We start from the raw sequence: 25957 nt of genomic DNA, 5'->3' as shown, positions 1-25957 counted from the left end.
GCAACGAAAGGCACAGATATGAAAAAAGATATCCAGATTGCATTTGGAGTAGACGTCGACGCTGTCGCCGGCATGCTCGGTTCCTACGGCGGCGAAGATTCCCCATGCGACATCTCGCGCGGCATGTTCAGCGGCGAGGTCGGTGGGCCGCGTCTTATTCGCCTGTTCGACAAGTACGACCTGCCCACCACCTGGTTCGTTCCAGGGCACTCCATCGAGACCTTTCCCGAGCTCACCCGCATGATCGTTGCCGCGGGCCACGAGATGGGCGTGCACGGCTACTCCCACGAGAACCCGATCGCGATGACCCGCGAACAGGAGACCACGATCCTAGACCGATCCATCGAACTGATCGAAAACGTCTCGGGCCGCCGCCCCACCGGGTATGTCGCCCCGTGGTGGGAATTCTCGACGGTGACGAACGAAATTCTGCTCGAACGCGGCATCAAGTACGACCACTCGCTCATGCACAATGACTTCGAGCCGTACTACGTGCGTGTCGGTGACAGCTGGAAAAAGATCGACTATGCCCAGAACGCCCAGACCTGGATGGAGCCGCTCGTGCGCGGCATCGAGACCGACCTGGTGGAGATTCCCGCCAACTGGTACCTCGATGACCTGCCGCCGATGATGTTCATCAAGGCCGCCCCCAACTCACACGGTTTCGTGAATCCGCGCGATATCGAGCAGATGTGGAAAGACCAGTTCGACTGGGTCTACCGCGAAATGGATCAGGCCGTCTTCACGATGACGATCCACCCCGACGTCTCCGGACGACCGCAAGTGCTCCTCATGCTCGAGCGTCTCATCGAGCATTTCAACTCCCACGAAGGCGTCAGCTGGAACACCTTCGACCAGATTGCAGATTCGTTCCTCGCCCGTTCCCCCCGAAAGGTTCCCTCCACATGAAACTGAAATCTCCCACCCTCGATCTCACGGCGGCGACCGTCAACGAGAAACGTCGCTTTCCCGCCTTCACCGTGAAGCAGACCCGCACCGCCACGATTCTGGCGCTGTTGGCCTGGACCGTTGCCGTCTTTGACTACGGACTGTTCGGCACGCTCCTTCCCGCCATGCAGGAATCCTTTGGCTGGACCGCGCCGGAAGCCTACGCGATCAACACCTGGATCGCCGTCGGAACTGCGATCGTTTGCTTCGGCGTCGGCCCGGTCATCGACCGTCTTGGACGACGCAAGGGCATGATGGTCACCGTCGGTGGCACGGCCATCGTCTCCGGCCTCACCGCTATCATCCCCACCGGAATGGCCTTCCTGAGCAGTGGCCTACTCGTGATCGTGCGTTCCTTTGGCGGTCTCGGGTTCTCCGAGCAGGCCGTCAACGCGACCTACATGAACGAGGTCTACCAGGTCACCGAAGACGAGAAGAAGCGCAAGCGCCCGGGCCTGAGCTACTCCTTCATTCAGGGCGGCTGGCCGCTCGGCTTTCTGCTCGCCAGTGCGCTCGCCCTGGCTTTTCTCCCGACCTTCGGCTGGCGTGCCCTCTATTTGATGGCCACCATCCCCGCCGCCCTCATCGTCTGGGCCATCGCACGCAAGCTCAAAGAAACTCCCCAGTTCGAACTGCACAGTGAACTCACCCGACTCGACAAGGCCGGGCGCACCGAAGAAGCCCACCTGCTCGCCGGGTCGTACGGCGTCGAGCATTCCTCGACCGCACCACTCAAGCTCATCTGGGAGCCGAAGCTGCGCCGCAACACGATCGTGTTCTCGCTCGCCTGGATCTTCAACTTCTTTGGCATCATGATCTTCAGCATTCTGGGCAGCTCCGTTCTCAAGAACGCCAAGGGCGTCGAACTCTCCGATGCCTTCTGGATGCTCATCATCATCAACGCCCTGGCCTACTTCGGCTACGTCTTCCACGGGTGGCTCGGCGACAAGATCGGCCGCAAGCGCACCATCATCAGCGGCTGGATCCTCGCATCGGTCGCCTTCACCATCATGTTGAGTCCCCTCGCGAACAGCCCCGTGACCATCGTGGCGAGCTTTGGCGCCGGCCTGTTCTTTCTGGTGGGCCCGTACGCAGCTATTCAGTACTTCATGGCCGAGTGCTACCCGGTGAGCTGCCGCGCCACCGGCACCGCGTTCATCGGCGCGATGAGCCAGCCCGGCATCGTCCTTGGCGGCGCGCTGTTCACCGCCGTTGCCGCCGGATCCAACACGGGAACAGCCGCGCTCTGGGTCGGCGCCCTCGGTACCCTCATCTCGGGTGTGCTCATGTTCGCCGCCAAGCCCATGGCAGAAGCTCCCCTCGCTGTCGCACCGGAAAACGAGCTGAAAGCCCAGCGTGTCTGAAGCCCGCGTCGCCATCATCACCGGAGCCGCTAGCGGCATCGGTCGGGCCCTCGCCGTGCATTACGCCGGCGAGGGGGTGCGCAGCATCATCGGCACCTTCCCGGGCGACCCGCACGACCCGCAGGAAACACTGCGGCTGGTGCGAGATGCCGGTGGCGAAGCCGTCGTGCACGAGGTCGACGTGCGCAGCACGGCATCCGTTGACGCTTTCGCCCAACGAGCGGTCGACGAGTACGGCCGCCTCGACTACGCCGTCGCCAACGCGGGCATTCTTCGTCATTCATCCCTCGCTGACATGACGGATGCCCGGTGGACCGACATGCTCGATGTCGATCTCACCGGTGTGCTGCGCACGCTGCGTGCCGGAGCCGAACGCATGACCGAGGGCGGCGCCATGGTGGCGGTCTCCTCGATCGCCGGCGCGGTCTACGGGTGGGAGGGTCATGCTCACTATGCTGCGGCGAAAGCCGGCGTGCTCGGTCTGATTCGCAGTGTGGCTGTTGAACTGGGGCCGCAGGGCATTCGGGCCAACGCGGTCATTCCCGGACTCATCGAAACTCCGCAGTCACTCGACCCGGTCAATTCGCTGGGACCGGACGGACTCGCCCGAGCAGGCAAGGACATCCCCTGGGGTCGCGTGGGTACGCCGGCAGAAGTGGCCAGTGTCATCGCGTTTCTCACTTCTTCGCAGGCCGGGTACGTCACCGGGCAGTCCCTCATCGTTGACGGCGGACTCACCGTGAAAATGCGCGCCTAGATATGGAACAGAAATGACCTTGCACCATCGCGCGTCCACCGGCCGCGGAGTCGTCGTCACCGGCGGCAGTAGCGGAATCGGCCGGGCGATCGTTGAAGCATTTGTCGCCAACGGTGACCGCGTGGTCGTCCTCGATCGCGCGGGCACCGACATTGACGCGATCAACGTCGACGTGTCGCAGGAAGACAGCGTGCGCGCGGCCTTCGCGACCGCTCGCCAACGACTTGGCACCATTGACGTTCTGGTGAACAGTGCCGGCCTGCTCACCGAGTCGCCCCTGCAAGACATGACACTCGCCATGTGGAACGAGACTCTCTCGGTCGACCTCACCGGGGTGTTCCTGTGCTGCCGGGAGGTGGTGGGGGAGATGCGCCAACAGAAATGGGGCCGCATCATCAATATCGCCTCCCAGCTCGCCATCAAGGGCGGCACCGGCCTGAGCCACTATTCGGCGGCCAAGGCCGGGGTCGTGGCTCTGACTAAATCGCTGGCGCTTGAAGTTGCCAGCGACAACGTGCTCGTCAACAGCATCGCTCCCGGCCCGATCGAGACCCCGCTCGTGCAAGGCATCTCCGAAGATTGGAAGAGTGCCAAGCGCGCCGAATTGCCGCTCGGGCGGTTCGGCGTTGCGGCCGAAGTCGCCCCGACGGCGCTGCTGCTTGCGAGTGAGCCGGGAGGAAACCTCTATGTGGGGCAGACCCTCGGGCCCAACTCCGGCGACGTGATGCAGTAACTCGGACCGTCAGGTCAGTCAGGAACCAAAAATGTGCGGAGCATGCGGCACGACGGTCTACCCCGACCCGGTGATGGGCAACGAACACACCCTCAGAAATCGCATTCTGGTGGCGCGAACGGTGTCCTCCGTCTGTGCCGGCGTGCCCGGCGCACCTCGCATCGCGGCGCTCGCCGCGGGATGGTCGGTGACCAGCGCCACGGGCTCGATCTTGTTGTGCCACACCGTTGCTGACATCTGGCGCGCGCTCCCCGTCCGAAGTGCGTCGGTGCTGCAGCACGCGCTCGAGGTGAGGGCGCTCACCGAAGGGCCCGTGGGCCTTTCGGCGCGCGTCGTTGCCCTCGGGCTCGAGCTCACGCGGCAACGCTTGCTCGTTGGGCCACACCGCTGATCGGGGCACGAAGTTTTAGGATTACGCCACGTAAACAACACAAGACTGCGCTCGGCCGGAATCGATGGCCTGCGCGATTTCGGGATTGTGACCATCATGGCTGGACACGTCTGGTCGGAGCGTAGCAATAACATCGCCCGCATCGCGGCGTAGCGCGGGGGTACGGTGGCAGAACGACTAAGGAGAGCCATGACCCCGTCCGAACTGCTCATCGAAGAGTTTTCCCGTATCCAGGGATACGTAGGTGCGACCCTGAAAAACGCGACCATCGCCACCCTCACGTATCGAGCGGATGCCGATGCCAACACCATTGCCTGGCTCACCTGGCACCTGTCCCGCCTGCAGGACGACCACATCGCCGACCTGGCGGGCACCGAGCAGGTGTACACCGAGCAGGGGTGGGCCGAACGATTCGACCTGCCGTTCGAGCCGAAGAGGATCGGCTATGGCTTCACATCCGCCGAGGTCGCCGACGTCCGCGCCGACGCCGACCTGCTTGGCGGTTACTACGACGCCGTGCACACCGTGACCCTCGCCTATCTAGCCAGTCTGAGCGCGGCGGACCTGGACCGGGTCGTCGACGAGTCCTGGACCCCCGCCGTCACGGTCGGTGTGCGCCTCGCTAGTGTGCTCTCCGACGACCTGCAGCACGCCGGTCAGGCCGCCTTCGTGCGCGGTCTCGCCGATCGCGCTGGCGTCTGAGCCGCGGGCGTCACCCAACACGTTGCGTTTGTTGTTTTGGCGGAGAATGGGGGATTCGAACCCCGCAAGTGGGGCTGTGCGTCACCCGACACGCTGCGGTTTGCTTATCTGGCGGAGAATGGGGGATTCGAACCCCCGAGGGCTTTCACCCAACACGCTTTCCAAGCGTGCGCCATAGGCCACTAGGCGAATTCTCCTGGCCGCCGTTTCAGTAAAGCAACGGCACCAGAGAATCTTACCTGTTTCCAGCGGATGCTGCCGCCACCGGCCCAGACCGCGCTCGGTTGGCCACGCCCCACGTCGTACCCTAAACTGAGGTTCGGCTCCTCGCGTGGCGCCACCTTGGCCAATTCCCCCAGGACGGAAACGTAGCAAGGGTAACCGGGCTCTGGCGGGTGCGCGAGGAGTCTTTTCTATACGGGGAAGCGCGGGGGCAACCAGGGCTGCGCCGTGTGCCGAAACGGCTGGGCAGGCGTTCTCGATTGAGAAGCGCAGGTGCACAGTGGTATCCGTGGGTGCTGTTGGACAGCCGACCGATGCGCGGCCAACCTAAAGATATGGAATACACCCAGCTTGGCCGCTCCGGCCTCAAGGTTTCTCGCCTCTGCCTCGGCACCATGAACTTCGGCCCGGAAACGGACCCGTCCGAATCGTTCGCCATTTTGGACGCCGCCCAGGCCGCGGGAATCAACTATGTCGACACTGCGAACGTCTACGGCGGTCGCCTCGGGCACGGTGCGACCGAGAAGATCGTCGGCGACTGGTTCGCCCAGGGCGGCGAGCGTCGCGATAAGACCGTGCTCGCCACCAAGCTCTACGGTGACATGACCGACTGGCCAAACAACGGCAAGCTCTCGGCCCTGAACATCCGCCGCGCCCTCGACGCGAGCCTCACCCGGCTCAAGACCGACTACATCGACGTGTACCAGTTTCACCACATCGACCGCAGCACCCCGTGGGATGAAATCTGGCAGGCCATGGAGACGGCCGTTGCGCAAGGGAAGATCCTCTACGCCGGCAGCAGCAACTTTGCCGGCTGGCACATTGCCACGGCCCAGGCCGAAGCGCGTCGACGTAATTTCACCGGACTGGTCAGCGAGCAGTCCATCTACAACCTGATCACCCGTGATATCGAGCTCGAGGTGCTGCCGGCCGCACAGGCCAACGGTATCGGCGTCATCGCTTGGTCCCCTCTGCAGGGCGGACTGCTCGGCGGAGTTCTCCGCCAGCAGCGAGACGGGAAGCGTCGCCTCTCCGACCATGCCGTGCAAGCCCTCGCGACTCACCGCGACGCCATCGAGAAGTACGAAGACTTCGCCGCCGAACTCGGCCACGAACCCGGCGACGTCGCGCTCGCCTGGCTGCTGCACCAGGGCGGCGTCACCGCCCCGATCATCGGTCCGCGCACGCAGGACCAGCTGGCTGCGGGCATCCGCGCACTCGATGTGAAACTCGACGCGTCGGTACTGGCCCGCCTCGACGAGATCTTCCCCGGCAAGAAGAGCGCTCCGGAAGACTACGCATGGTGATGCGCGGGCTCGACGTCTTGTTCATCGGCGGTACCGGCGTGATCAGCGCTGCCGCCGCTGCACGAGCGGTCGCGACCGGGCACCGCCTCACGGTGCTGAACCGGGCGACGACGACCCAGCGGCCGGTTCCCGCCGGTGTGGAGGTGCTCACGGCAGACGGGCGCAACCCGGCCTCGATCCGGGCTGCCGTGGGTCGGCGAACCTTCGATGTCGTCGTGGACTTCGTTGCGTTCACGGCTGAGCACGTGGCGGCAGATATCGAGCTGTTCACGGGGCATACGGGCCAGTTCGTGTTCATCAGCTCGGCGTCGGCCTACCAGAAGCCGCCGGCTCGACTGCCCATTCTGGAATCCACGCCGCTTCGAAACCCCTACTCGCAGTATTCGAGAGACAAGATTGCCTGCGAAGACCTGTTGGTCGCGGCCTACCGTGAGCAGGGATTCCCGGTCACGATCGTGCGCCCCTCGCACACCTACGACCAGACGGCGATTCCACTCACCGGCGGGTGGAGTGACATCGTCAGCATGCGCGCCGGCCGCCCCGTGCTGGTGCACGGTGACGGCACCTCGCTCTGGACGATCACGCACAGCCAAGACTTCGCAAAGGCCTTTGTCGGGCTGTTCGGCCTGCCACAGGCCATCGGCGACAGTTTCACCATCACCTCCGACGAATTTCTGCCGTGGAATAGAATCTACGAGCTGTACGCCGAGGCAGCGGGCGTGCCACTGCCCGAGCTGGTGCACGTGGCGTCGGAGACCATCGCGGCTGCGGTGCCGCATCTCGGCCCGGCACTACTCGGCGACAAGGCGCATTCCGTCATCTTCGACAACAGCAAGATAAAGGCGCTCGTGCCCGATTTTGTCTGCACCACCCCGCTCGCGCTCGGCGCGCGCGACACCATCCGCTGGTACGACGCACACCCCGACGCGCAAATCAGAGACACGGGCCTCGAGCGCAGCTTCGAGGCGCTCATTGACGCGGCTAGGACGAGGGGTTAGCAAACAGGAAAAAGCGTTTCGGCTCAGGTGGCGGCGGAGCTGGCGTCGACCGAGCTAACGTCGACCGAGCTGGCGTCGACCGAGTTGCCCGCAACCTGAACCGCCACGTTTGCCAAGAGCTGATCCAGGAACGCCGTGGCGGCCGGGCTCGGCTCGTCGGCGACGGCGACCGCGACACTCCACGTCGGCAGGCCGCCGGGCAATTCGATCGTGCGCAGGGTTTCGGGACGCTTGGCGGCGAAGCTCGCCGGAACAATGGCGACTCCGAGGTTGTAGCCCACCAGATCCAGTAGAGAATGCACGTCGTTGACCTCCATCGCCGCCCGATAGTCGAATCCGGCTGCGGCACAGGCCCGTCGGGCGAGCACGTGCGCGGCCCAACCGGACTGAAAACCGATCAGCGACTCGGTGCGCAAAGACTCCAGAGTGATCAAGGATCGGGCGGCCAGCGGATGGTCGGGGTGAGCGAGTACAACGAGCCTTTGCGTACCGAGCTCGTGCAGGGTAACCCCTGGCGGGGTGGGACCGGTCTCGACGACGACCGCGATATCCGCTCGCCCGCTTGCGACGCTCTCGATGAGTTCGACCGAACCCGCGTAGCGCAGTCTGACCTCGACACCACGGTTGACCGTGCGGAACTGCGCCAGTTCGGCGGGCAGGTCGATTGCGCCGGCACACGGCTCGGCCCCGACGGTGAGCCGGCCGCGCATGAGACCACGAACGGCCGCGACCGCATTCTGCGCGGCGGCGGCGCTGGCCAGCGTGCGCAGGGCGTCCGCCAGAAGCGCCTGTCCGGCCGCGGTCAGTTCCACCCGTCGAGTACTGCGGGCGAAAAGCGACATCCCGAGTTCACCTTCGAGGGCACGAATCGAAGCCGAGAGGCCGGACTGTGAGATCTGTAAGAGGTCGGCGGCATGGGTGAAGTGACGTTCCTCGGCGACCGTAACGAAATGTTCAAGTTGACGGAGTTCCATTCAACGATCCTATGACTGGATCAGGTCGCGTTCAGAAGTGAATCTACTGGACTGAAGCCCGGGGGTGGACGCCTCCGCGGCCAACGGGACCTTTGGCACTTGAGGCACGACCAAGGCTCAATAGGATGGAGGAAGCGCGGCTGCGTGGCCGCGAGACGATGCGGAGGACCGATGATCCATGATTCCGGCACCATGACCTGGCATACGCGTGCACCCGCACCGCTTCGCCCGGAGGCCCTCGCGAGTATCGACGCCTGGTGGCGTGCCGCGAATTACCTGACCGTCGGCCAGATCTATCTGCTCGGCAACGCCCTGCTCACCGAGCCCCTCACCCGCGACCACGTCAAACCGCGCCTGCTCGGCCATTGGGGCACAACGCCCGGCCTCAACTTTCTCTACGCGCACCTGAACCGCGCCATCCAGGAACGCAGCCAGAGCACTATCTACATCACCGGCCCGGGCCACGGCGGCCCCGGAATGGTCGCCAACGCCTATCTTGACGGCACCTACACCGAGGTCTACGCCGACATCGAACAGAACGCCCGCGGCGTGCAGAAGCTGTTTCGCCAGTTCTCCTTTCCCGGCGGAATCCCCAGCCATGCCTCGCCCGAACTCCCCGGATCCATCCACGAGGGTGGCGAACTCGGCTACGCCCTCAGCCACGCCTACGGGGCCGCATTCGACAATCCCAACCTGCTCGTGGCCGCGGTGGTGGGCGACGGCGAGGCTGAAACCGGGCCGCTCGCCACCAGCTGGCACTCCAATAAGTTCATCGACCCGATTCACGACGGCGTCGTGCTGCCCATTTTGCACCTCAACGGGTACAAGATCGCCAACCCCACCGTGCTCGCGCGCATCCCCGAAGACGAGCTGCTCGACCTCATGCGCGGCTACGGTCACACTCCGTACATCGTCTCTGGCGGCTTCGACGGCGAAGATCCGCTGCTCGTGCACGCCCGCATGGCCGAGACCCTCGATCGGGTGCTCAACCAGATCGCCGAGATCAAGGCAGCGGCCGCGGAGGCCGATAAAAACAACGAGGATTTTGCCCGTCCACGCTGGCCGATGATCATCCTGCGCACTCCCAAGGGCTGGACCTGTCCCGCCATCATCGACGGCGTGCAGGTGGAGAACACCTGGCGCGCCCACCAGGTTCCGCTCGCCAACGCCCGTGACACCCCGGAGCACACGGCCCTGCTCGAAGAGTGGATGCTCTCCTACCGTCCCGCAGAGCTGTTCGAGTCCAACGGTGCTCCCGTCGCACACATCCGAGCTCTCGCCCCGGTCGGCCCCCTGCGCATGAGCGCCAACCCGGTCGTCAACGGCGGACTCCTGCGCCGTGACCTGCACCTGCCCGACTTTCGCAATTTCGCCGTCGACGTGCCAGAGCCGGCTGCGACGACGGATGAGGCCACGCGGGTGCTGGGCGGCTACCTGGCCGAAGTCATCCGCTTGAATCCCGACAACTTTCGCATCTTCGGGCCGGATGAAACCGCCTCCAACCGGCTGGCCCCGCCGGTCTACGAGGTGACCAGCAAACAGTGGGACGCCGAGATCCGGCCCGGTGACACGAACCTGGCGCGAGCTGGTCGCGTCATGGAGGTGCTGAGTGAGCACCAGTGCCAGGGTTGGCTCGAGGGCTACCTGCTCACCGGGCGGCACGGACTGTTCAACTGCTACGAAGCGTTTATTCACATCGTTGATTCCATGTTCAACCAGCACGCCAAATGGCTCAAGGTGACCGCCGATATTTCGTGGCGGGCCCCGATCGCGAGCCTGAACTACCTGCTCAGCTCGCATGTCTGGCGGCAGGATCACAACGGGTTCAGCCACCAGGACCCCGGATTCATCGACCACGTCGTCAACAAGAGCGCCGACGTGGTGCGGGTCTACCTGCCCTTCGACGCGAACACGCTGCTGAGCACCTACGACCACTGCCTGCGCAGCGTCAACTATGTCAACGTGGTCGTGGCCGGCAAGCAGCCAGCGCCGAACCTGCTCACCATGACCGAGGCCGTCGCCCACTGCAACCGGGGACTGGGCATCTTCGACTGGGCGGGCACCGAAATTGCCGGTCAGGAGCCCGATGTCGTGCTCGCCGCGGCCGGCGACGTTCCGACGCTGGAGGTGCTCGCCGCCGCCGAGATTCTGCGCGAGAACCTGCCGGATCTCAAGCTGCGGGTCGTGAACGTCGTCGACCTGATGCGCTTGCAGTCTGAGGACGACCATCCGCACGGCCTGAGCGACAGCGCCTTCGATGCCGTGTTCACGCCAGACAAGCCCATCATTTTCGCCTATCACGGCTACCCGTGGCTCATTCATCGGCTCACCTATAAGCGCCACGGCCACGAGAACCTGCATGCCCGCGGCTATAAGGAGAACGGCACCACGACGACCCCATTCGACATGGTCATGCTCAACGACCTCGATCGGTATCACCTCGTCATGGACGTCATCGACCGCACCCCCGGCCTCGCTGCCCGCGCCGGCCTGCTCCGGCAGCAGATGCAGGACGCCCGCCTGGCCGCGCGCCAGTACACCCGGGACTTCGGCGAGGACCTGCCAGCGGTCACCGACTGGTCCTGGTCGAAGACGGATGTCGCGCCGCGCATCGACCAAACCGGCAGCGACAACATCTAGCTAGAACAAACTCACACCCCACATACGCTTGAATGGACACCGTGGCTCGAAGCATCTATATCACCAGCGCCGAAGGCAATACCGGCAAATCTTCAATCGCTCTCGGCGTGCTCGACACGCTCACCCACCTGGTGGAGCGGGTGGGCGTGTTTCGCCCTGTTGCCCGCACCGCAACCGAACCCGACTACGTCGTCGAGCTCCTGCTTCGCCACCTGCAAGCCAACGCCGGACCCGGTGCTGCGGCCGGGCAGACCTACGAACAGAGCATCGGGGTTAGTTACGACGACGTCAACACCGACCCCGACGCGGCCCTGGCCCGTATCGTCGCGCGCTACAAGGCGATTGAAGCCAACTGCGACACTGTTGTCGTCATCGGAAGTGACTACACCGACGTCGGCAGCCCCACCGAACTCGCTTTCAACGCCCGCATCGCCGCGAACCTCGGCGCCCCGGTACTGCTCGTGCTCGGCGGCCGTGTCGGCCCCGGCGAGGGTGAACGCCTCGGCCAGAGCGACGCCCGCTCCGCCGTGGACATCGGTCAGCAGACCGATGTAGCGCTGGCGGAATTGCGCGACGAACACGCATCCATTTTGGCGATCATCGTCAACCGCGCCGACGAAATGGCCCTGGCCGAGATCATCCAGTCGGTGCGCGCCACGACCAACGCCCAGCCGGCGCGCTCGGGCGGAGCCTTCGGCGTGCCGATCTGGGCTATTCCCGAAGACCCCTACCTTGTCGCACCGAGCATGCAGAGCATCATGGAGGCGACCGATGGCACCCTGATCGAGGGCGACCCGGCGCTACTGGCCCGTGAGGCGCTCGGCGTTGTCGTGGCGGCCATGTCGATGGTCAACGTGCTGCCACGACTGATCGAAGGCGCTGTCGTCGTCGTGCCTGGTGACCGTGAGGACGTGCTGCTGGCCGTGCTGCTCGCCAACGCCTCCGCAACGTTCCCATCGATCGCCGGCATCGTGCTCAATGGCGGCTTCGAACTCCCCGACGCTATCCAGCGGCTGATGGAGGGCCTCGCCCCATCGCTGCCGATCATTCGGACGTCGCTCGGTTCCTACGACACGACCATGCGCATCACCCGCACCCGAGGGCGGCTCGCCGCCGACTCGCAACGCAAACACGACACGGCGCTGGCCCTGTTCGAAACGCACGTCGACGCGGCCGCACTGCTCGATCGGCTCGATGTGAGCCGGGCCGAGGTTGTCACCCCGCTCATGTTCGAGTACACGCTGCTTGAACGGGCCCGGCAGAACCGCCAGCACATCGTGCTGCCCGAGGGGGAGGACGACCGCGTGCTGCGCGCCGCTGCCACCCTGCTGGCCCGCGATGTGGTCGAACTGACCATCCTCGGCGAGGAATTCGAGGTGCGCTCGCGCGCCATCGACCTGGGGCTGGACATCTCCAAGGCCCACGTCGTGAGCCCCTATGACGACCTGCTGCGCATCAAGTTCGCGCACGAATATATGCAGTTGCGCGCCCACAAGGGCATCACGCTCGACCAGGCCAACGAGACCGTCACCGACGTGAGCTACTTCGGAACCATGATGGTGCAGCAGGGTCTCGCCGACGGCATGGTCTCCGGGGCCACCCACACCACCGCGCACACCATCCGGCCGAGCTTCGAGATCATCAAGACCCAGGTCGGTGTCGGAGTCGTGTCGAGCGTGTTCCTCATGGCCCTCGCCGACCGCGTGCTGGTCTACGGCGACTGCGCCGTCATCCCGGTGCCCACGGCCGAGCAACTCGCCGACATCGCTATCTCCGCTGCGGCGACGGCGGTACAGTTCGGCATCGAGCCGCGCATCGCCATGCTGTCGTACTCCACCGGCAGTTCCGGCGAGGGCGCCGACGTCGAGAAGGTACGCGCCGCCACCGCCCTCGTGCGCGAGCGCCGGCCCGACCTGCTGGTCGAAGGCCCGATTCAGTACGATGCAGCAGCGGATGCCGCGGTCGCCGCCACCAAGATGCCCGGTTCCAGCGTGGCTGGCCGCGCCACGGTGTTCATCTTTCCCGACCTCAACACCGGCAACAACACCTACAAGGCGGTGCAGCGCAGCGCTGGCGCCGTCGCGATCGGCCCCGTGCTGCAGGGCCTGCGCAAGGCGATCAACGACCTCTCCCGCGGTGCCCTGGTGCAGGACATTGTCAACACCGTCGCGATCACGGCCATCCAGGCGGCCGGGCTTGCCTCCGCTTTGGACACCGGCGCGCGGAACAGTCTTGTCGTGGATGCCACACCCGCCGGGGCAACTCGGTGACTGCGGTTCTCGTCGTCAACTCAGGCTCGAGCTCGTTCAAATATCAGCTGATCGAAATGGATACCGAGACCACGTTGGCGAGCGGTCTGGTCGAGCGCATCGGCGAGCTCATGGGCGCGGCCGCACACTCTGTCGCGGGGGTGGCGGCGACTACAGCAGAGGCGGACGTCGCGTCGAAAACTCCAGGTCCGGCATCCGCTGATCAGAAATGGCAGCGTGAGCTGCCTATTGCCGACCACACGGCCGGATTTGCCGTGATGCTTGAGGCGTTCGCGACCCATGGGCCATCGCTCGCGGCCCACGCGCCAGTCGCGGTCGGGCACCGGGTCGTGCACGGCGGAGCGCGTTTTCACGAGCCGACCCTGGTGACGCCGCAGGTCGAGCGTGACATCGATGATTTGTCCGGGCTCGCGCCGCTGCACAATCCGGGCGCGCTGCAGGGCATCGTCGCGGCCGGTGAAGCTTTCGCGGATGTGCCGCATGTGGCCATCTTCGACACGGCGTTCCACCAGACGTTGCCTCCGGAGGCGTTCACCTACGCGATCAATGCCGACCTGGCGGAGCGTTTTCGCATTCGTCGCTATGGCTTTCACGGCACGAGCCACGGCTTCGTGGCCCGCGAGGCGGCCAACTTTCTCGCGCGCCCGGTGACGGAGCTCAACCAGATCGTGCTGCACCTCGGCAACGGAGGCTCGGTTTGCGCGGTCGCCGGCGGCCGTTCGGTCGAGACCAGCATGGGCATGACGCCGCTCGAGGGACTCGTCATGGGCACCCGCTCCGGTGACATCGACCCCGGCGTGCTTTTTCACCTGCACCGCAGGGCCGGACTCGACTTCGATGACCTCGACACCCTGCTCAACCGCGGTAGCGGGCTGCTGGGCCTCACCGGACGCGGCGACTTGCGCGATGTCATGGAAGCCGCAACCGCCGGTGACGGGCCGTCGCAACTCGCGATCGACGTGTATGTGCACCGAATCAAGGGCTATATCGGGGCGTACTACGCGCAGCTCGGCCGGCTCGATGTGATCTCGTTCACGGCCGGTGTCGGGGAGAACGCGCCGCTCGTGCGCGAACGGTCGCTTGCCGGGCTGGAGGCGCTGGGTATCCGCATCGATCCCGAGCGCAACACGGCCACCGATCGAGGCGCGCGTGTCATCAGCGCCGACGATTCCGCGGTCACCGTACTGGTGATTCCCACCAACGAAGAGCTTGAGATCGCCCGCCAGACCCTGGCGACGGTGGGTTAGCTCGTTCGACCGGTGTGTCGCGGATCGACCGGATTTACGCGCAGGCACAGAACAGTAAAGCGGCGCGAGCGCGGGCGAGTGTCGGTGCGGGCAAGTACCATTGAGAACGTGGTTACCGCCCTGTATCGCCGCTATCGGCCAGAGACCTTTGCCGAGATGATCGGCCAGTCCCAAGTGACCGATCCGCTGATGACGGCGCTTCGCACCAACCGGGTGAATCACGCTTATCTGTTCAGTGGTCCGCGTGGCTGTGGCAAGACCACGTCGGCGCGCATCCTGGCCCGCTGCCTGAACTGTGCTGAGGGTCCTACCGACACTCCCTGCGGTGTCTGCCCGAGCTGTGTCGAACTCGCCCGCGATGGCGGGGGCTCCCTCGACGTCGTCGAAATCGACGCGGCCAGCCACAACGGTGTCGACGATGCCCGCGACATTCGTGAGCGCGCTATTTTTGCGCCAGCGCGCGACCGCTACAAGATCTTCATCCTCGACGAGGCGCACATGGTCACGCCGCAGGGCTTCAACGCGCTGCTCAAGATCGTCGAAGAGCCGCCGGAACACGTGAAGTTCATTTTTGCGACCACAGAACCCGAAAAGGTGATCGGTACCATCCGTTCGCGCACCCATCACTATCCGTTTCGGCTGGTGCCGCCGGGACCGATGCTCGAATACGTGCAGCAGATGTGTGACACCGAGAAGATGGTCGTCGCTCCCGGGGTGCTGCCACTCGTGGTGCGCGCCGGCGGCGGCTCGCCGCGCGACACTCTTTCGCTCCTGGACCAGCTCATGGCCGGGTCCGACGGGCAGTCCATTGAATATGAGCGCGCCGTGGCACTGCTGGGCTATACGAGTGCGTCCCTACTCGACGAGGCCGTTGAGGCCATCGGCGCCCGCGATCCAGCCGCCGCGTTCGATGCGGTCGACCGGGTCATCCAGACCGGGCAAGATCCGCGCCGGTTCGTCGAAGACCTGCTGGAACGCATGCGCGACCTCATTATCGTCGCGGCGACGAGCGTCGCGGGGGCGGCGGCCGTGCTGCGCGGTGTGCCGCAAGATGAACTCGAGCGCATGAACGTGCAGGCCGCCGCTTTTGGGGCGGCCGAACTCTCCCGTACCGCCGATATTCTCAACGCCGCGCTTACCGAGATGAGCGGGGCCACCTCGCCGCGCCTGCACCTCGAGCTCATGATCGCGCGCGCCCTGATTCCCGCGACCGATGACACGACGCGCGGCGCTTTGGCCCGGGTTGAGCGCCTCGAGCGTCGCATCGGCGTCGACGGTGTTGCTGCGGCGCCCGCCGTTGGTGGCTCGGCGAATTCCGCGGGATCTGTGCCGCCGGCCTCGGGCGTGCTTGTCGCGCCTCCTGTGGTGCACGCCTCCTTTGCGCCCGCACCGCTGGTCGAGCCCGCCAAGACCGCCGCACAGGGAATGCTGCCCGTCTCTCAAACGTCGCCATCCTCCGCGCCCGCAGCCTCGGTACCGATCCTGTCTCCACAACCACCGGTCGTGTCTCCACAACCGGTGGCCGAGTCCGCCACTTCGGGAATGCAGGCTGACCGCCCCGCTGTCGCCCCCGGCGCCCCGGTCACTCTGCAGCAGCTCAAGGACGCCTGGCCGGAGATTCTCGAAGCTGTCAAAAACGAGAAGACCACGGCGTGGCTCGTCGTCTACACCGCTCAGGTGCTCGGCCTGAACGGCGACGTGCTCGCCCTCTCGTTCCCGAGCCAAGCCGACGTCGAGAGCTTCAAGCAGCAAAAGGTTCCCGGAATGGGAACCAGCGATTTTCTGCGCACGGCGATCGTGGCTGTGCTCGGCCTGCGGGTCAAGTTCATCGCGCGCGTCGAAGCGAGCCGTGAGACCTCTTCGCCCAGCGCGTCGTCCGGGGCATCGCCGACCGTCGCCGCGGAGCCTGCGCCAGCGAACCCCGCACTCGAATCAACCGCAATTGCAGCACCTGCCGCTAAGGCGCTCGAAGCGGCCGAGCCAGATCCAGGGACTGCGGTTTCGGCGGCATCTCGGTCAGCCGTACCGACTGCAGCTATACCGACTGCAGCGACACCGACTGCAGCGACACCGACTGCACGTGGGGCTGGTGCTACCCCGCGCACAGCGTCCGTTCCGGCCGCTGCTGCGCGCGCGGTAGCGTCGCCGGGCGCAGGCGCGTCACCGGTCGCCGCATCAACCAGTGGGTGGGCCACCGTGGCCATTCCCGGTTCGCCCAATGGTCCGGCAATACCCGTCATCGCCGACGAGACAACGGACGCCACGGCCGACGCTGCTGCGCCGGTTTCGACGACTGCCCCGGTCCCGGTTTCGTCGTTCTCGTCCGCGACCTCAGTTGCCACTTCCGAGGCTGCGACTTCCGGGGCTGCGAACTCCGCGGTACCCGACGCCTCGGCCGCTGCGCCGTTTGCTGCGCCGTTTGCCGCGCCGCAGCGCCACGACGAGCCGCCGTTTGACGACGTACCACCGCCGTTCGATGACGACGTTCCCCCCGAGATGGACGCACCCGCCGACGAACGTGTGCCGAACTACGCGGGGCAGGCTGAGGCATCAGCTGTCCAGACAAACGCCGTGCAGACAAACGCTGTCCAGACAAACGCCGTGCAGACAAACGCCGTCCAGCCCAGCGCGCAGCGTGGGCGACAGCACCCGAACGCCGGCCAGCGCGGCGCCCAAAAAGATCCGTCGCGGGCGCCGTCGTTCGCGACGAAGCAGCGTTACGGCGAGGCCGTCGTGCGCGAGATACTCGGCGCCACCTTCATCGAAGAGCAGCCGTACACCGCGGCGCCCCGAACCAGAAACGACTACTAGACCATGTATGAAGGCATCGTTCAAGAACTGATCGACGAGCTCGGCCAGCTTCCGGGTATCGGACCAAAGTCCGCCCAGCGCATCGCATTCCACATTCTGCAGACCGAGAAGTTCGACGTGACCCGGTTGGCGAACGTGCTGCTCGAGGTGCGCGACAAGGTGCGATTCTGTGAAATTTGTGGCAATGTTTCCGAACAGCCGACCTGTCTCATCTGCCGCGACCCACGTCGCGACCCCACGTCGATCTGCGTGGTGGAAGAGGCCAAAGACGTCGTAGCGATAGAACGCACCCGCGAGTTCAAGGGGCTGTACCACGTGCTCGGCGGCGCCATCAGCCCGATCGACGGCGTCGGCCCCGACGACCTGCGCATTCGCCAGCTGATGCAGCGTCTCGCCGATAACACGGTGCAGGAGGTTATCATCGCGACCGACCCGAACCTCGAGGGGGAGGCTACCGCGACCTACCTGTCGCGCCTGCTCACAACCCTCGAGATCAAGGTGACCCGCCTCGCCTCCGGTCTTCCGGTGGGCGGCGACCTTGAGTACGCCGACGAGGTCACCCTCGGCCGAGCCTTCGAGGGTCGCCGCGAGGTCGCGCACTAGCCACTCCCACCCCGCCCCAGCCTGCAGCGCAGCGTCACATGGCGCCGACCCCGAGCGCCAGCATTTAGGATGGAACCTTGGACGGGGCGCGCATCATCGGCCCGCAAACCCCCATCTCAGGAGTCACATGAGCTTGATCGTGCAGAAGTTCGGCGGGTCATCCGTCGCCGATGCCGAAAGTATCAAGAGGGTCGCCAAGCGCATCGTCGACACCCGCAGGGCTGGCAACGAGGTCGTCGTCGCCGTCTCGGCGATGGGCGACAGCACTGACGAACTGCTCGACCTCGCCCACCAGGTCACCCCGCTGCCCGCCCCGCGCGAACTCGACATGCTGCTCACGGCCGGTGAACGCATCTCGATGGCGCTGCTCGCGATGGCCATCAAAAGCCTCGGCTACGACGCACGCTCCTTCACCGGAAGCCAGGCCGGCATGATCACGGATGCCCGGCACGGTTCCGCGCGTATCGTCGACGTCACACCGGGGCGTATCCGCTCGGCGCTCGACGAGGGCGCCGTCGCCATCGTTGCCGGTTTTCAGGGTTTTAACCGCGACACCAAAGACATCACTACCCTCGGACGCGGGGGCTCGGACACCACCGCCGTCGCCCTCGCCGCTGCCCTCGGCGCCGACATCTGCGAGATCTACACCGATGTCGATGGCGTCTTCACAGCGGATCCGCGCGTCGTTCCCCGCGCTCGCAAACTCGAGCGCGTCACGAGCGAAGAGATGCTGGAACTCGCCGCCGCGGGGGCCAAGGTTCTGTATATTCGCGCTGTGGAATATGCGCGCCGCCACGGCGTCACGCTCCACGTGCGCTCCTCGTTCAACAACAACACCGGCACCATCGTGTACAACGCCGTGACCGCGCGAGAAAAAGGAGAAATCGTGGAAGAGCCAATCATCGCCGGAATCGCCGCTGACCTGAGCGAGGCGAAGGTCACCGTGGTCGGTGTGCCCGACATCCCCGGCAAGGCCGCGCTCATCTTCAAGATCGTCGCGCGCACCAACGCCAACGTCGACATGATCGTGCAGAACGTGTCGGCTGCCGCCACCGGGCTCACCGACATCTCGTTCACGCTGCCTAAGTCAGAAGGGGAGCGGGTACTCACCGCGCTGACCAACGAGAAGGACCTCATCGGTTTCGCGAGCCTGCAGTACGACGACCAGATCGCCAAGCTCGCCCTCGTCGGCGGTGGCATGCGCACCAATACCGGTGTATCGGCGAAACTGTTCGAGGCTCTCTATGAGTCCGGAATCAACATTGAGATGATTTCCACGAGCGAGATCCGCATCTCGGTGGTCACCCGGGCCGACACCATTAACGAAGCCCTTCGCGTGGTGCACACCGCGTTCGGGCTCGACGGCGAGATCGAGGCCGTCGTGCACGGTGGCTCCGGCCGCTAGCCCCTCGACAGCATGAAGTGCCCGTGAGGGCGAACGACGTTAGGAAACACACGTGACCACCTCAGCCAACACAGCCGGTATCAACATCGGCGTCGTCGGAGCCACCGGACAGGTCGGCGCCGTGGTGCGGCGCCTGCTCGAGGAGCGCAATTTTCCGGTCAAGAGCATCCGCTTCTTCGCCTCGGCCCGCTCGGCTGGCAGTACCCTCACCTTCAAGGGTGAGCCCATCACGGTCGAAGATGCGTCGATCGCCGACCCCGCCGGGCTCGACGTGGCCATCTTCTCGGCCGGAGCCACCCTCTCGAAGGCCCAGGCCCCGCGCTTCGCCGCGGCCGGCGTGCTCGTCGTTGACAACTCCTCGGGCTGGCGCATGGACCCCGACGTTCCGCTGGTCGTCAGCGAGGTCAACCCCGAAGCCATCAAACGAGCCGTCAAGGGCATCATCGCCAACCCGAACTGCACCACCATGGCAGCTATGCCCGTGCTCAAAGTGCTGCACGATGAGGCCGGCCTCGAACGGCTCATCGTCAGTACCTACCAGGCGGTGTCTGGCAGCGGCCTGGCCGGCGCGTTCGAGCTGGCCAGCCAGGTACGCGTCGCCGCGCAGGACGAAAACCTTCTGCAGCTCGTGCACGACGGCAGGTCGGTTGCCCTGCCCGAGCCCACCATCTACGCCCGTCCGATCGCGTTCGACGTGATTCCGCTGGCCGGCTCCATCGTTGATGACGGCCAGTTCGAGACCGACGAAGAGAAGAAGCTGCGCAATGAGAGCCGCAAGATTCTCGAGTTGCCCGAGCTGCTCGTTTCGGGCACCTGCGTGCGCGTACCCGTGTTCACCGGCCACTCCCTGTCGATCAACGTCGAGTTCGCCAAGCCGATCAGCGTTGCCCGCGCCCAGGAATTACTAAAATCCGCCCCTGGCGTCGAACTGACCGACATCCCCACCCCGCTGCAGGCTGCTGGTCAGGACGCCAGCTTCGTCGGTCGCATCCGCCAGGACGAAGGCGTAGCAGATGGTCGCGGCCTCGCCCTCTTCATCAGTAATGACAACCTCCGCAAGGGTGCAGCACTGAATGCCGTGCAGATCGCCGAGCTCATCGCGGTCGATCTCGTCGTAGCCTAACCTCGACGCGCGCGGGCCCGCTTCCGCTGGTGCGCGCGAACCCGGAACCCCGTTTGTCACCACAGCCCCACCAAACGACCGCGACCAAATCCGGTCACGCGCGTGCGTTCCAAGACAAGTCGCGTAGGCTTTGACTGCGTGAGTCGAAGTGGGGTGTCTGGCGTGCTGCAGCGCGTCTCCTTTGGCGTGCTCACGGCCGTGGCTTTGGCGTTCATCACGGGCGCAGTCGTCGCCGTTCTGGCTGATCCCAGCACTAGAATCGCCGCTGCGGTGAGCGGAATCCTGTGTGTTGCCGCCCTCGAATTAGCGTGGATTCGAGTGGGCAGTGTGCGTCATCGAACGCCCGTTGTCAGCCTGCCAATTCTCGCCGTACCCGCGCTCGTTCCGGTACTGCCCGGGCAGGCCATCATCGGCGTCGTGATGTTCGGAATTCTCGTGGTGCTGTTGATGAAATCCCGTCGCATCAAATTGGCCGTCTACAGCTCGGGCCTCGCCGGTGTGGGCTGCATGGTCTACTTCCTGATCGATTGGCTTCTCGGTCAGTTCGGTGCAGCCGCGCTGCCAGCCGCCGCCGTGGCATCTGCTGGATATGTGTTGTTCGTATTGGCACTCGAAGTCCTCAGAATGCACCTGCTCAACACCCCCGCAGACCGGGGCGGCCGTCTATTCGTCTCGCCGCTGCGACTGGCTGCGCTGCTGGGCACCGTTGCCGCGTTGACTATGTTCTCGGTCCACTGGGTCAGCGTCGGCTTGCCCACCCCTGGAGAAGGTCGCACCAGCATCCAAACTGCGGTCGGCACGCTCCTGGGGAGTTTTACGGTAGCCACGATCGTCATTGTTGTGCGCTCCGCGTGGAATATGCGACGGAGGCTGAACGGTATCGTGGTCGGCAGCAGCATCCTCAGCCACACACGCAGCGTGGATAGCCTCGCGGATGCCCTGTGCCAGGCTGCGGCCGCCGCGGTCGGTGTGCAGTCGATCGCCCTGCAGCCCGGCCCCGCCGAGGCCGGTGCCATCGGTGTCCCCGTCACGTTCACCCCCGGGGAACCTCAGTTTTTGGTGGCCCGTCGTGACGCGATGGATGGCGCGTTCTCCGGCGTCGACCGGCACACGTTGCAAGCCCTCGCTGCCACCGCTGAACTAGCCGGAAAAGCCCGGCAGAATGTGGCCGGACTCACAGCGAAAGCCAACACCGACCCGCTCACCGGTCTGCCCAACTATGGCGCCTTCCAGGAGGCCCTGAACACCATCAACAGCACCCGCAGCGACACCGAAGCCATCGCCGTATTGTTCATGGACCTTGATGGGTTCAAACGCCTCAACGACACCTGCGGGCACCAGGTAGGTGACGAGGTGCTGCGGGTTCTGGGCCAACGACTGCGCCAGGCTGTGCGTCCGCACGATGTCGTCGCCCGGGTCGGCGGCGACGAATTTGTCATCATCCTCACGCGCCTGGCCACCCTCGACGAAGCCACGGCCATCGCTCAAACGATCCGCAGAGCATCCGCGGCGCCGCTCGTTGTCGGCACCGACACCTTCACTCCGAGCCTCAGCATCGGCGTGGCGTTTTCCGCTGTCATCGAAACGGATATCGCCTCGCTCGTTCGCGACGCTGACCACAGCATGCTCATGGTCAAGAAAAGGCGCCGCCGCCGCGGCAACACAGACGGCGTGGCGAGCATGAACGTGTCTGGCCACCGCTCGTCGCGGTTCGACGCCACGGTTGCTCGTGCTATCGACGAAAACCAGTTGCAATTGGCCTATCAACCCATCGTCAGCCTCGTTACCGGCCGTATTTGGGCGTTTGAGGCATTGCTGCGCTACGTCGACCCGGAGCTGGGCGCGATCTCACCGCCGTCGCTGGTGGAAAAGGCCAAGAGCCTGGGGCGGTTCGACAAGCTGACCCGGCAGGTTGCCGAGAAGGCCATGGCCGCGGCCGCCGAATTTCGACTTGTCGAACCCGGCATCATCTGCATCACCGTCAACGTTGAGGCCGGGCAGCTGGCGCCGGAACGACTCGGCACGTTCGCAGAAAACCTGAACAGTCGCTACCCCGAGATTTTGCTGTGCCTCGAGCTCAACGAACGTTCGGCGGCGCGGGTCTCGGCGCAGATACGAGAGCAGGCTGATCGGCTGCGCGAGGTGGGTATTCTGATCGCACTCGATGACTACGGGTCCGAAGATTCCTCGGTCGATTCGCTCGTTCGGGTGCCGATGGACATTCTCAAGATTGATCGCAGCCTGGTCGATGACCTTGCCGACGTGCGCCAGCGTGAGGTGCTCACCGCCCTGCAAAGTTTCGGCGACAAGCTCGAGTATTCGATGATCGTCGAAGGTGTTGAAAACGAACACATGGCCGTTCAGCTGACCCAGCTTGGCATTCGGAGCGCGCAGGGGTTTCACTTTGGGGTGCCACAGGGGTTCACTGAAACGGTTGATCGGCTCGATGAGTTCGGTGCTGAGGCCGTGCTGCCCTCCCACAGTGGGGCGGTCGTGCACCCCGAGCCGCAGCCGGCAGCCCAAGCCGCGCCTGGTTCGGGGGCACCGTCATGATCCAGCGCCACCGCTCAAATCGGGCGTACCGCGATCGGGTCGAACGGTCCGTCTTTTTGACGCAGTTGCTGGTCGGATCGGCGACGCTGCTTCTGGTCGCTGTGTCGGGGCTGCTCGACAGGCACCTCTTCAACAACCAGCTGTTCCTAGCCGGTATTCTCATTATCTTTCTCACCACCGCTGTGTCGGCCGGGGTGCCGTGGCGGCACGTCGATAAGAAGTGGATCGTCGTCCTGCCCATCCTCGACCTCGTTGGGCTGGTGATCGCCCGGGAAGGCGAGCCGCTGCTCGGCACGACGTTTCTGCTTGTTTTTCCCATCATCTGGTTGTCGACGCACTTCGGTGGTCGGGGCGCCGTCGGAGGTGTCGTCTTCACCTCGGCGCTACTCTGGGCTGCGGGTTTGATGCGAGCGGATTCGGTTTCGGGCAGTGAGATTCCGCGGCTGGCCATCGTGCCTATCGTGCTGGCCTTCGTCGCAGCGACAACGCACACGACGACGAAGCGTGCCACAGCGCAGCAGGCGCTGCTCACCCAGCAGTCCGTCCTGTTCGAGGGGGCCCTGCGCCGCTCTCGCCGTGAGGAACGCACCCTCGACGAGATCGTCAACAGCGTTGACTTTGGCGTTGTCGGGTTCGACCGAGAGTCCAAGCCGAATTTCATCAACCGAGCCCAACGCGAAATGCTCTCCCGTTTCGGCGTGAAAGAGGGCCAGATCTCGTCGATCGAGGTCTACCACGAAGACCAGGTCACCCCTTTTGCCGAGGCTGATCGGCCGTTCCAACGGGCGATGCGCGGCGAAACAATCGACCGCGTGACTGTCTGGGTGGGGGAGCATGGCCAGCACCAGGCCGCCGTGATCATTTCTGCCCGGCCTATTCTCGACGAGAACGACAACTTCGACGGCGGTGTCATGGTCTCCAGGGACGTCACCGCCGAACTGCGTGCGATCAAGGCGCGAGATGACCTCGTCGCATCCGTTTCCCATGAATTGCGCACTCCGCTGACCTCGATCATGGGCTACCTCGAACTGGCCCTCGATGACGATGCCCTCGATCCGTCGACCCGGCGCATGCTTGAAGTGGCGTCGAAGAACTCCGACCGCCTGCTGGCTCTGGTCGCCGATTTGCTCACTACGGCCGCCGCGACCAAGCACGAGCTCGCTATCACCCTGGCCCCGTGCGACCTGGCGGCGATCGTCACCGACGCCATCGAGTCGATGCGGCCGATCGCCGCCGATCGCGACATCACGTTCGTGCTGGTGGCGTTGCCGGCCGTGCGATTGCAAGCGGATGCTTTCCGCCTGCGCCAGGTGATCGACAACCTGTTCTCCAACGCGATCAAATACAACATCACGGGCGGTCGCATTGACGTGACCCTGGAGGATTCCATCTCCCAGGTGGAGCTTCGCGTGGTCGACACCGGCCGGGGGATGACCCAGGGTGAGCAGCTGAACCTGTTCGATCGGTTCTACCGGGCCGATTCGGTGCGTGGATCGAGCATCCATGGCACCGGTCTCGGACTCAGCATCAGCCGCGATATCTGCCGCCGGCACGGGGGCGACCTGACGGTTGAATCCGCACCCGGCAAGGGCACCACCGCGATCGCGACGTTACCGCGCCCATCATGAATGCACAGCAAGGGATAGACGAATGAACCTCGACACACCGACACTGCTCGTTGTGAATGGCGTGGTCATCGCGCTGTGCGGGGTGTCGTTCATTCTGAATACTGCGTTCCATCGCACCGATTCCGTCGGCCGCATTTGGAGCTTGGGCTTCATCGCCGCCATGGTCGTCACCATCGCGCACGGCGCTTCCGCGACCGGCCAGCTGATCTGGTGGTCCATCGTTGTCGCGAACGTATCGTTGACGATCGCCGTCGGGTCGCTGTGGGCAGGGCTCCGGCGGTGCAACCGGCGCAGCCGTGGCTGCTTGTGGATGGTCGGCGCGATCAGCGTTCTTGTGCTCTCCGCAACGCTGCTGCATGGAGAATCCGCCGGCCGCTGGGCCGGCGCCGCAGAATTGTGGATTGCTGTGGCGGTCCTGTGCCTTCTCGGTGCACTTGAAGCCGTGCGCGGGCGTATGCGCCGCAACCTGAGCGGACAGATTCTGGCCGTGGCCCTGTGGGTCACTGCAGCGGCGGCTACGGCTCGCTCCATCGTCTTCACCGTGGGCGGGGAAACCGGGGCGCTGTTCCTGACCTATTTCAACACGGCCAACGCCACGGCGCTCAGCCTGTGTATCGTGGTGCTCCTGACCATCGCCGTTTCCGCCCTGCGCGCGCAGCAAATGTCGGGCAGTGCCGTCGGTGACCTAACCGACGGCATCCACTCGGCGGCGGGCGTGCTGTCGGCGGCCGCCTTTGGGCAGGCGGCCACCGACCATCTGAGTCGTGCGAGAAATGCGGGCGTGGGGCTTGCCGTGATCGGTGCCGATATCGACAATCTGCCGGAAATCAACGTTGCCTTCGGCCGGGTGGCCGGCGATGAGGCGATCGCCTCGTTCGCCTCGAAACTACGTGCGAGTGCTCCGGTGCTTTCGATCATCGGGCACCCGGCCAGCGGGCGGTTTCTAGTGCTCGTCGGCGCCGGGTCGGCGGCCGAAGCCCGCGCGGTCGCCGAACGCATGCAGGCGACCCTCGTCGACGAACCGTTGAAGGAGGCTTCCCTGATTCGACTGACCGCGAGTTTTGGTATTGCCGACACGTTCGACCACGGCTATGCGCTGACCGCGCTGAGCATCGCAGTCAATACGGCCATAGAGACCGTCAAGGAGCGCGGCGGTAACGATATCGCCGTCGAACTCGCCGCGACCGGCCACGACGGATCTTGATCAGATCTTGACGCGAAGCAGCTCCGAAATGCACCCAGATCTGTCAGAGTGATAGGCGTGACCTTGCCGATGCATTC

General features: G+C 64.9%; 19 protein-coding genes, 1 tRNA gene and 1 other RNA gene. 19 read left to right on the top strand and 2 right to left on the bottom strand.

Going from position 1 to position 25957, the window contains the following annotated elements:
- The first annotated feature begins 18 nt into the window (after window positions 1-18).
- The 6 genes from E3T27_RS06435 to E3T27_RS06410 all read left to right on the top strand — a co-directional run bounded on the left by E3T27_RS06435 (window position 19) and on the right by E3T27_RS06410 (window position 4895).
- Window positions 19-909, top strand: a complete 891-nt coding sequence (locus tag E3T27_RS06435) for a polysaccharide deacetylase family protein (protein ID WP_104196002.1) — start codon at window positions 19-21, stop codon at window positions 907-909.
- Window positions 906-2312, top strand: a complete 1407-nt coding sequence (locus E3T27_RS06430; protein ID WP_104196001.1) for an MFS transporter — start codon at window positions 906-908, stop codon at window positions 2310-2312. The genes E3T27_RS06435 and E3T27_RS06430 overlap by 4 nt, the downstream gene beginning before the upstream one ends.
- Complete coding sequence (locus tag E3T27_RS06425; RefSeq protein WP_134571997.1) at window positions 2305-3069, top strand: SDR family NAD(P)-dependent oxidoreductase; 765 nt, start codon at window positions 2305-2307, stop codon at window positions 3067-3069. The genes E3T27_RS06430 and E3T27_RS06425 overlap by 8 nt, the downstream gene beginning before the upstream one ends.
- Before the next feature lie 13 nt (window positions 3070-3082).
- The gene (locus E3T27_RS06420) at window positions 3083-3802 is read left to right on the top strand and encodes an SDR family NAD(P)-dependent oxidoreductase (protein WP_134571996.1); all 720 of its coding nucleotides are present in this window, start codon (window positions 3083-3085) and stop codon (window positions 3800-3802) included.
- Between the two features lie 31 nt (window positions 3803-3833).
- Complete coding sequence (locus tag E3T27_RS06415) at window positions 3834-4193, top strand: hypothetical protein (RefSeq protein ID WP_134571995.1); 360 nt, start codon at window positions 3834-3836, stop codon at window positions 4191-4193.
- Between the two features lie 189 nt (window positions 4194-4382).
- The gene (locus E3T27_RS06410) at window positions 4383-4895 is read left to right on the top strand and encodes a mycothiol transferase (protein WP_134571994.1); all 513 of its coding nucleotides are present in this window, start codon (window positions 4383-4385) and stop codon (window positions 4893-4895) included.
- Between the two features lie 109 nt (window positions 4896-5004).
- Here E3T27_RS06410 and E3T27_RS06405 read toward each other — a convergent pair.
- Window positions 5005-5092 (bottom strand) — tRNA-Ser (locus E3T27_RS06405).
- A 121-nt stretch (window positions 5093-5213) separates the two neighbouring features.
- On the opposite strand from E3T27_RS06405, the gene ffs reads away from it, so the two are divergent.
- From ffs to E3T27_RS06390, 3 genes are all read left to right on the top strand, one after another.
- Window positions 5214-5310: signal recognition particle sRNA small type (gene ffs / locus E3T27_RS06400), an RNA gene on the top strand.
- A gap of 142 nt (window positions 5311-5452) precedes the next feature.
- Window positions 5453-6424, top strand: a complete 972-nt coding sequence (locus E3T27_RS06395; protein WP_104195996.1) for an aldo/keto reductase — start codon at window positions 5453-5455, stop codon at window positions 6422-6424.
- Window positions 6424-7422 (top strand): NAD-dependent epimerase/dehydratase family protein, encoded by a 999-nt coding sequence (locus tag E3T27_RS06390; RefSeq protein WP_134572157.1) that lies wholly within the window; start codon window positions 6424-6426, stop codon window positions 7420-7422. The genes E3T27_RS06395 and E3T27_RS06390 overlap by 1 nt, the downstream gene beginning before the upstream one ends.
- 23 nt (window positions 7423-7445) lie before the next feature.
- On the opposite strand, the gene E3T27_RS06385 is transcribed toward E3T27_RS06390, so the two are convergent.
- The gene (locus E3T27_RS06385; protein WP_134571993.1) at window positions 7446-8396 is read right to left on the bottom strand and encodes a LysR family transcriptional regulator; all 951 of its coding nucleotides are present in this window, start codon (window positions 8394-8396) and stop codon (window positions 7446-7448) included.
- A gap of 192 nt (window positions 8397-8588) precedes the next feature.
- On the opposite strand from E3T27_RS06385, the gene E3T27_RS06380 reads away from it, so the two are divergent.
- The 10 genes from E3T27_RS06380 to E3T27_RS06335 all read left to right on the top strand — a co-directional run bounded on the left by E3T27_RS06380 (window position 8589) and on the right by E3T27_RS06335 (window position 25880).
- Window positions 8589-11036 carry a phosphoketolase family protein gene (locus tag E3T27_RS06380; protein ID WP_241992172.1) on the top strand — a complete coding sequence of 816 codons (2448 nt, stop codon included), beginning with the start codon at window positions 8589-8591 and terminating at the stop codon, window positions 11034-11036.
- A gap of 41 nt (window positions 11037-11077) precedes the next feature.
- Window positions 11078-13306 carry a phosphate acetyltransferase gene (gene pta / locus E3T27_RS06375; RefSeq protein WP_134571991.1) on the top strand — a complete coding sequence of 743 codons (2229 nt, stop codon included), beginning with the start codon at window positions 11078-11080 and terminating at the stop codon, window positions 13304-13306.
- A complete protein-coding gene (locus E3T27_RS06370) occupies window positions 13303-14553 on the top strand; it encodes an acetate/propionate family kinase (protein ID WP_134571990.1) in 1251 nt (416 codons plus the stop codon). Before pta ends, E3T27_RS06370 begins: the two co-directional genes overlap by 4 nt.
- Before the next feature lie 108 nt (window positions 14554-14661).
- Entirely contained in the window at window positions 14662-17364 is a 2703-nt protein-coding gene (locus E3T27_RS06365; RefSeq protein WP_134571989.1) for a DNA polymerase III subunit gamma and tau, read from the top strand.
- A 3-nt stretch (window positions 17365-17367) separates the two neighbouring features.
- A complete protein-coding gene (gene recR / locus E3T27_RS06360; RefSeq protein WP_104192574.1) occupies window positions 17368-17967 on the top strand; it encodes a recombination mediator RecR in 600 nt (199 codons plus the stop codon).
- Between the two features lie 127 nt (window positions 17968-18094).
- The gene (locus E3T27_RS06355; RefSeq protein WP_104195992.1) at window positions 18095-19372 is read left to right on the top strand and encodes an aspartate kinase; all 1278 of its coding nucleotides are present in this window, start codon (window positions 18095-18097) and stop codon (window positions 19370-19372) included.
- Between the two features lie 52 nt (window positions 19373-19424).
- Complete coding sequence (locus E3T27_RS06350) at window positions 19425-20495, top strand: aspartate-semialdehyde dehydrogenase (protein ID WP_104195991.1); 1071 nt, start codon at window positions 19425-19427, stop codon at window positions 20493-20495.
- A 138-nt stretch (window positions 20496-20633) separates the two neighbouring features.
- On the top strand, window positions 20634-23048 hold the full coding sequence (locus tag E3T27_RS06345; RefSeq protein WP_134571988.1) for a putative bifunctional diguanylate cyclase/phosphodiesterase: 2415 nt from the start codon (window positions 20634-20636) through the stop codon (window positions 23046-23048).
- Complete coding sequence (locus E3T27_RS06340) at window positions 23045-24676, top strand: sensor histidine kinase (protein WP_134571987.1); 1632 nt, start codon at window positions 23045-23047, stop codon at window positions 24674-24676. Before E3T27_RS06345 ends, E3T27_RS06340 begins: the two co-directional genes overlap by 4 nt.
- Before the next feature lie 22 nt (window positions 24677-24698).
- Complete coding sequence (locus E3T27_RS06335) at window positions 24699-25880, top strand: GGDEF domain-containing protein (RefSeq protein WP_134571986.1); 1182 nt, start codon at window positions 24699-24701, stop codon at window positions 25878-25880.
- Window positions 25881-25957 lie beyond the last annotated feature (77 nt).

The organism is Cryobacterium lyxosi (genome assembly GCF_004403345.1).
Lineage (GTDB): Bacteria > Actinomycetota > Actinomycetes > Actinomycetales > Microbacteriaceae > Cryobacterium > Cryobacterium lyxosi.
This window is presented reverse-complemented; position numbering and strand designations above follow the sequence as displayed.

Bases quoted from the DNA above. Each gene is read 5' to 3' on its own strand.
- E3T27_RS06435 (WP_104196002.1), top strand. From the start codon at position 19: ATGAAAAAAGATATCCAGATTGCATTTGGAGTAGACGTCGACGCTGTC.
- E3T27_RS06430 (WP_104196001.1), top strand. From the start codon at position 906: ATGAAACTGAAATCTCCCACCCTCGATCTCACGGCGGCGACCGTCAAC.
- E3T27_RS06420 (WP_134571996.1), top strand. From the start codon at position 3,083: ATGACCTTGCACCATCGCGCGTCCACCGGCCGCGGAGTCGTCGTCACC.
- E3T27_RS06415 (WP_134571995.1), top strand. From the start codon at position 3,834: ATGTGCGGAGCATGCGGCACGACGGTCTACCCCGACCCGGTGATGGGC.
- E3T27_RS06410 (WP_134571994.1), top strand. From the start codon at position 4,383: ATGACCCCGTCCGAACTGCTCATCGAAGAGTTTTCCCGTATCCAGGGA.
- E3T27_RS06395 (WP_104195996.1), top strand. From the start codon at position 5,453: ATGGAATACACCCAGCTTGGCCGCTCCGGCCTCAAGGTTTCTCGCCTC.
- E3T27_RS06390 (WP_134572157.1), top strand. From the start codon at position 6,424: ATGCGCGGGCTCGACGTCTTGTTCATCGGCGGTACCGGCGTGATCAGC.
- E3T27_RS06385 (WP_134571993.1), bottom strand. From the start codon at position 8,396: ATGGAACTCCGTCAACTTGAACATTTCGTTACGGTCGCCGAGGAACGT.
- E3T27_RS06380 (WP_241992172.1), top strand. From the start codon at position 8,589: ATGACCTGGCATACGCGTGCACCCGCACCGCTTCGCCCGGAGGCCCTC.
- recR (WP_104192574.1), top strand. From the start codon at position 17,368: ATGTATGAAGGCATCGTTCAAGAACTGATCGACGAGCTCGGCCAGCTT.
- E3T27_RS06355 (WP_104195992.1), top strand. From the start codon at position 18,095: ATGAGCTTGATCGTGCAGAAGTTCGGCGGGTCATCCGTCGCCGATGCC.
- E3T27_RS06340 (WP_134571987.1), top strand. From the start codon at position 23,045: ATGATCCAGCGCCACCGCTCAAATCGGGCGTACCGCGATCGGGTCGAA.
- E3T27_RS06335 (WP_134571986.1), top strand. From the start codon at position 24,699: ATGAACCTCGACACACCGACACTGCTCGTTGTGAATGGCGTGGTCATC.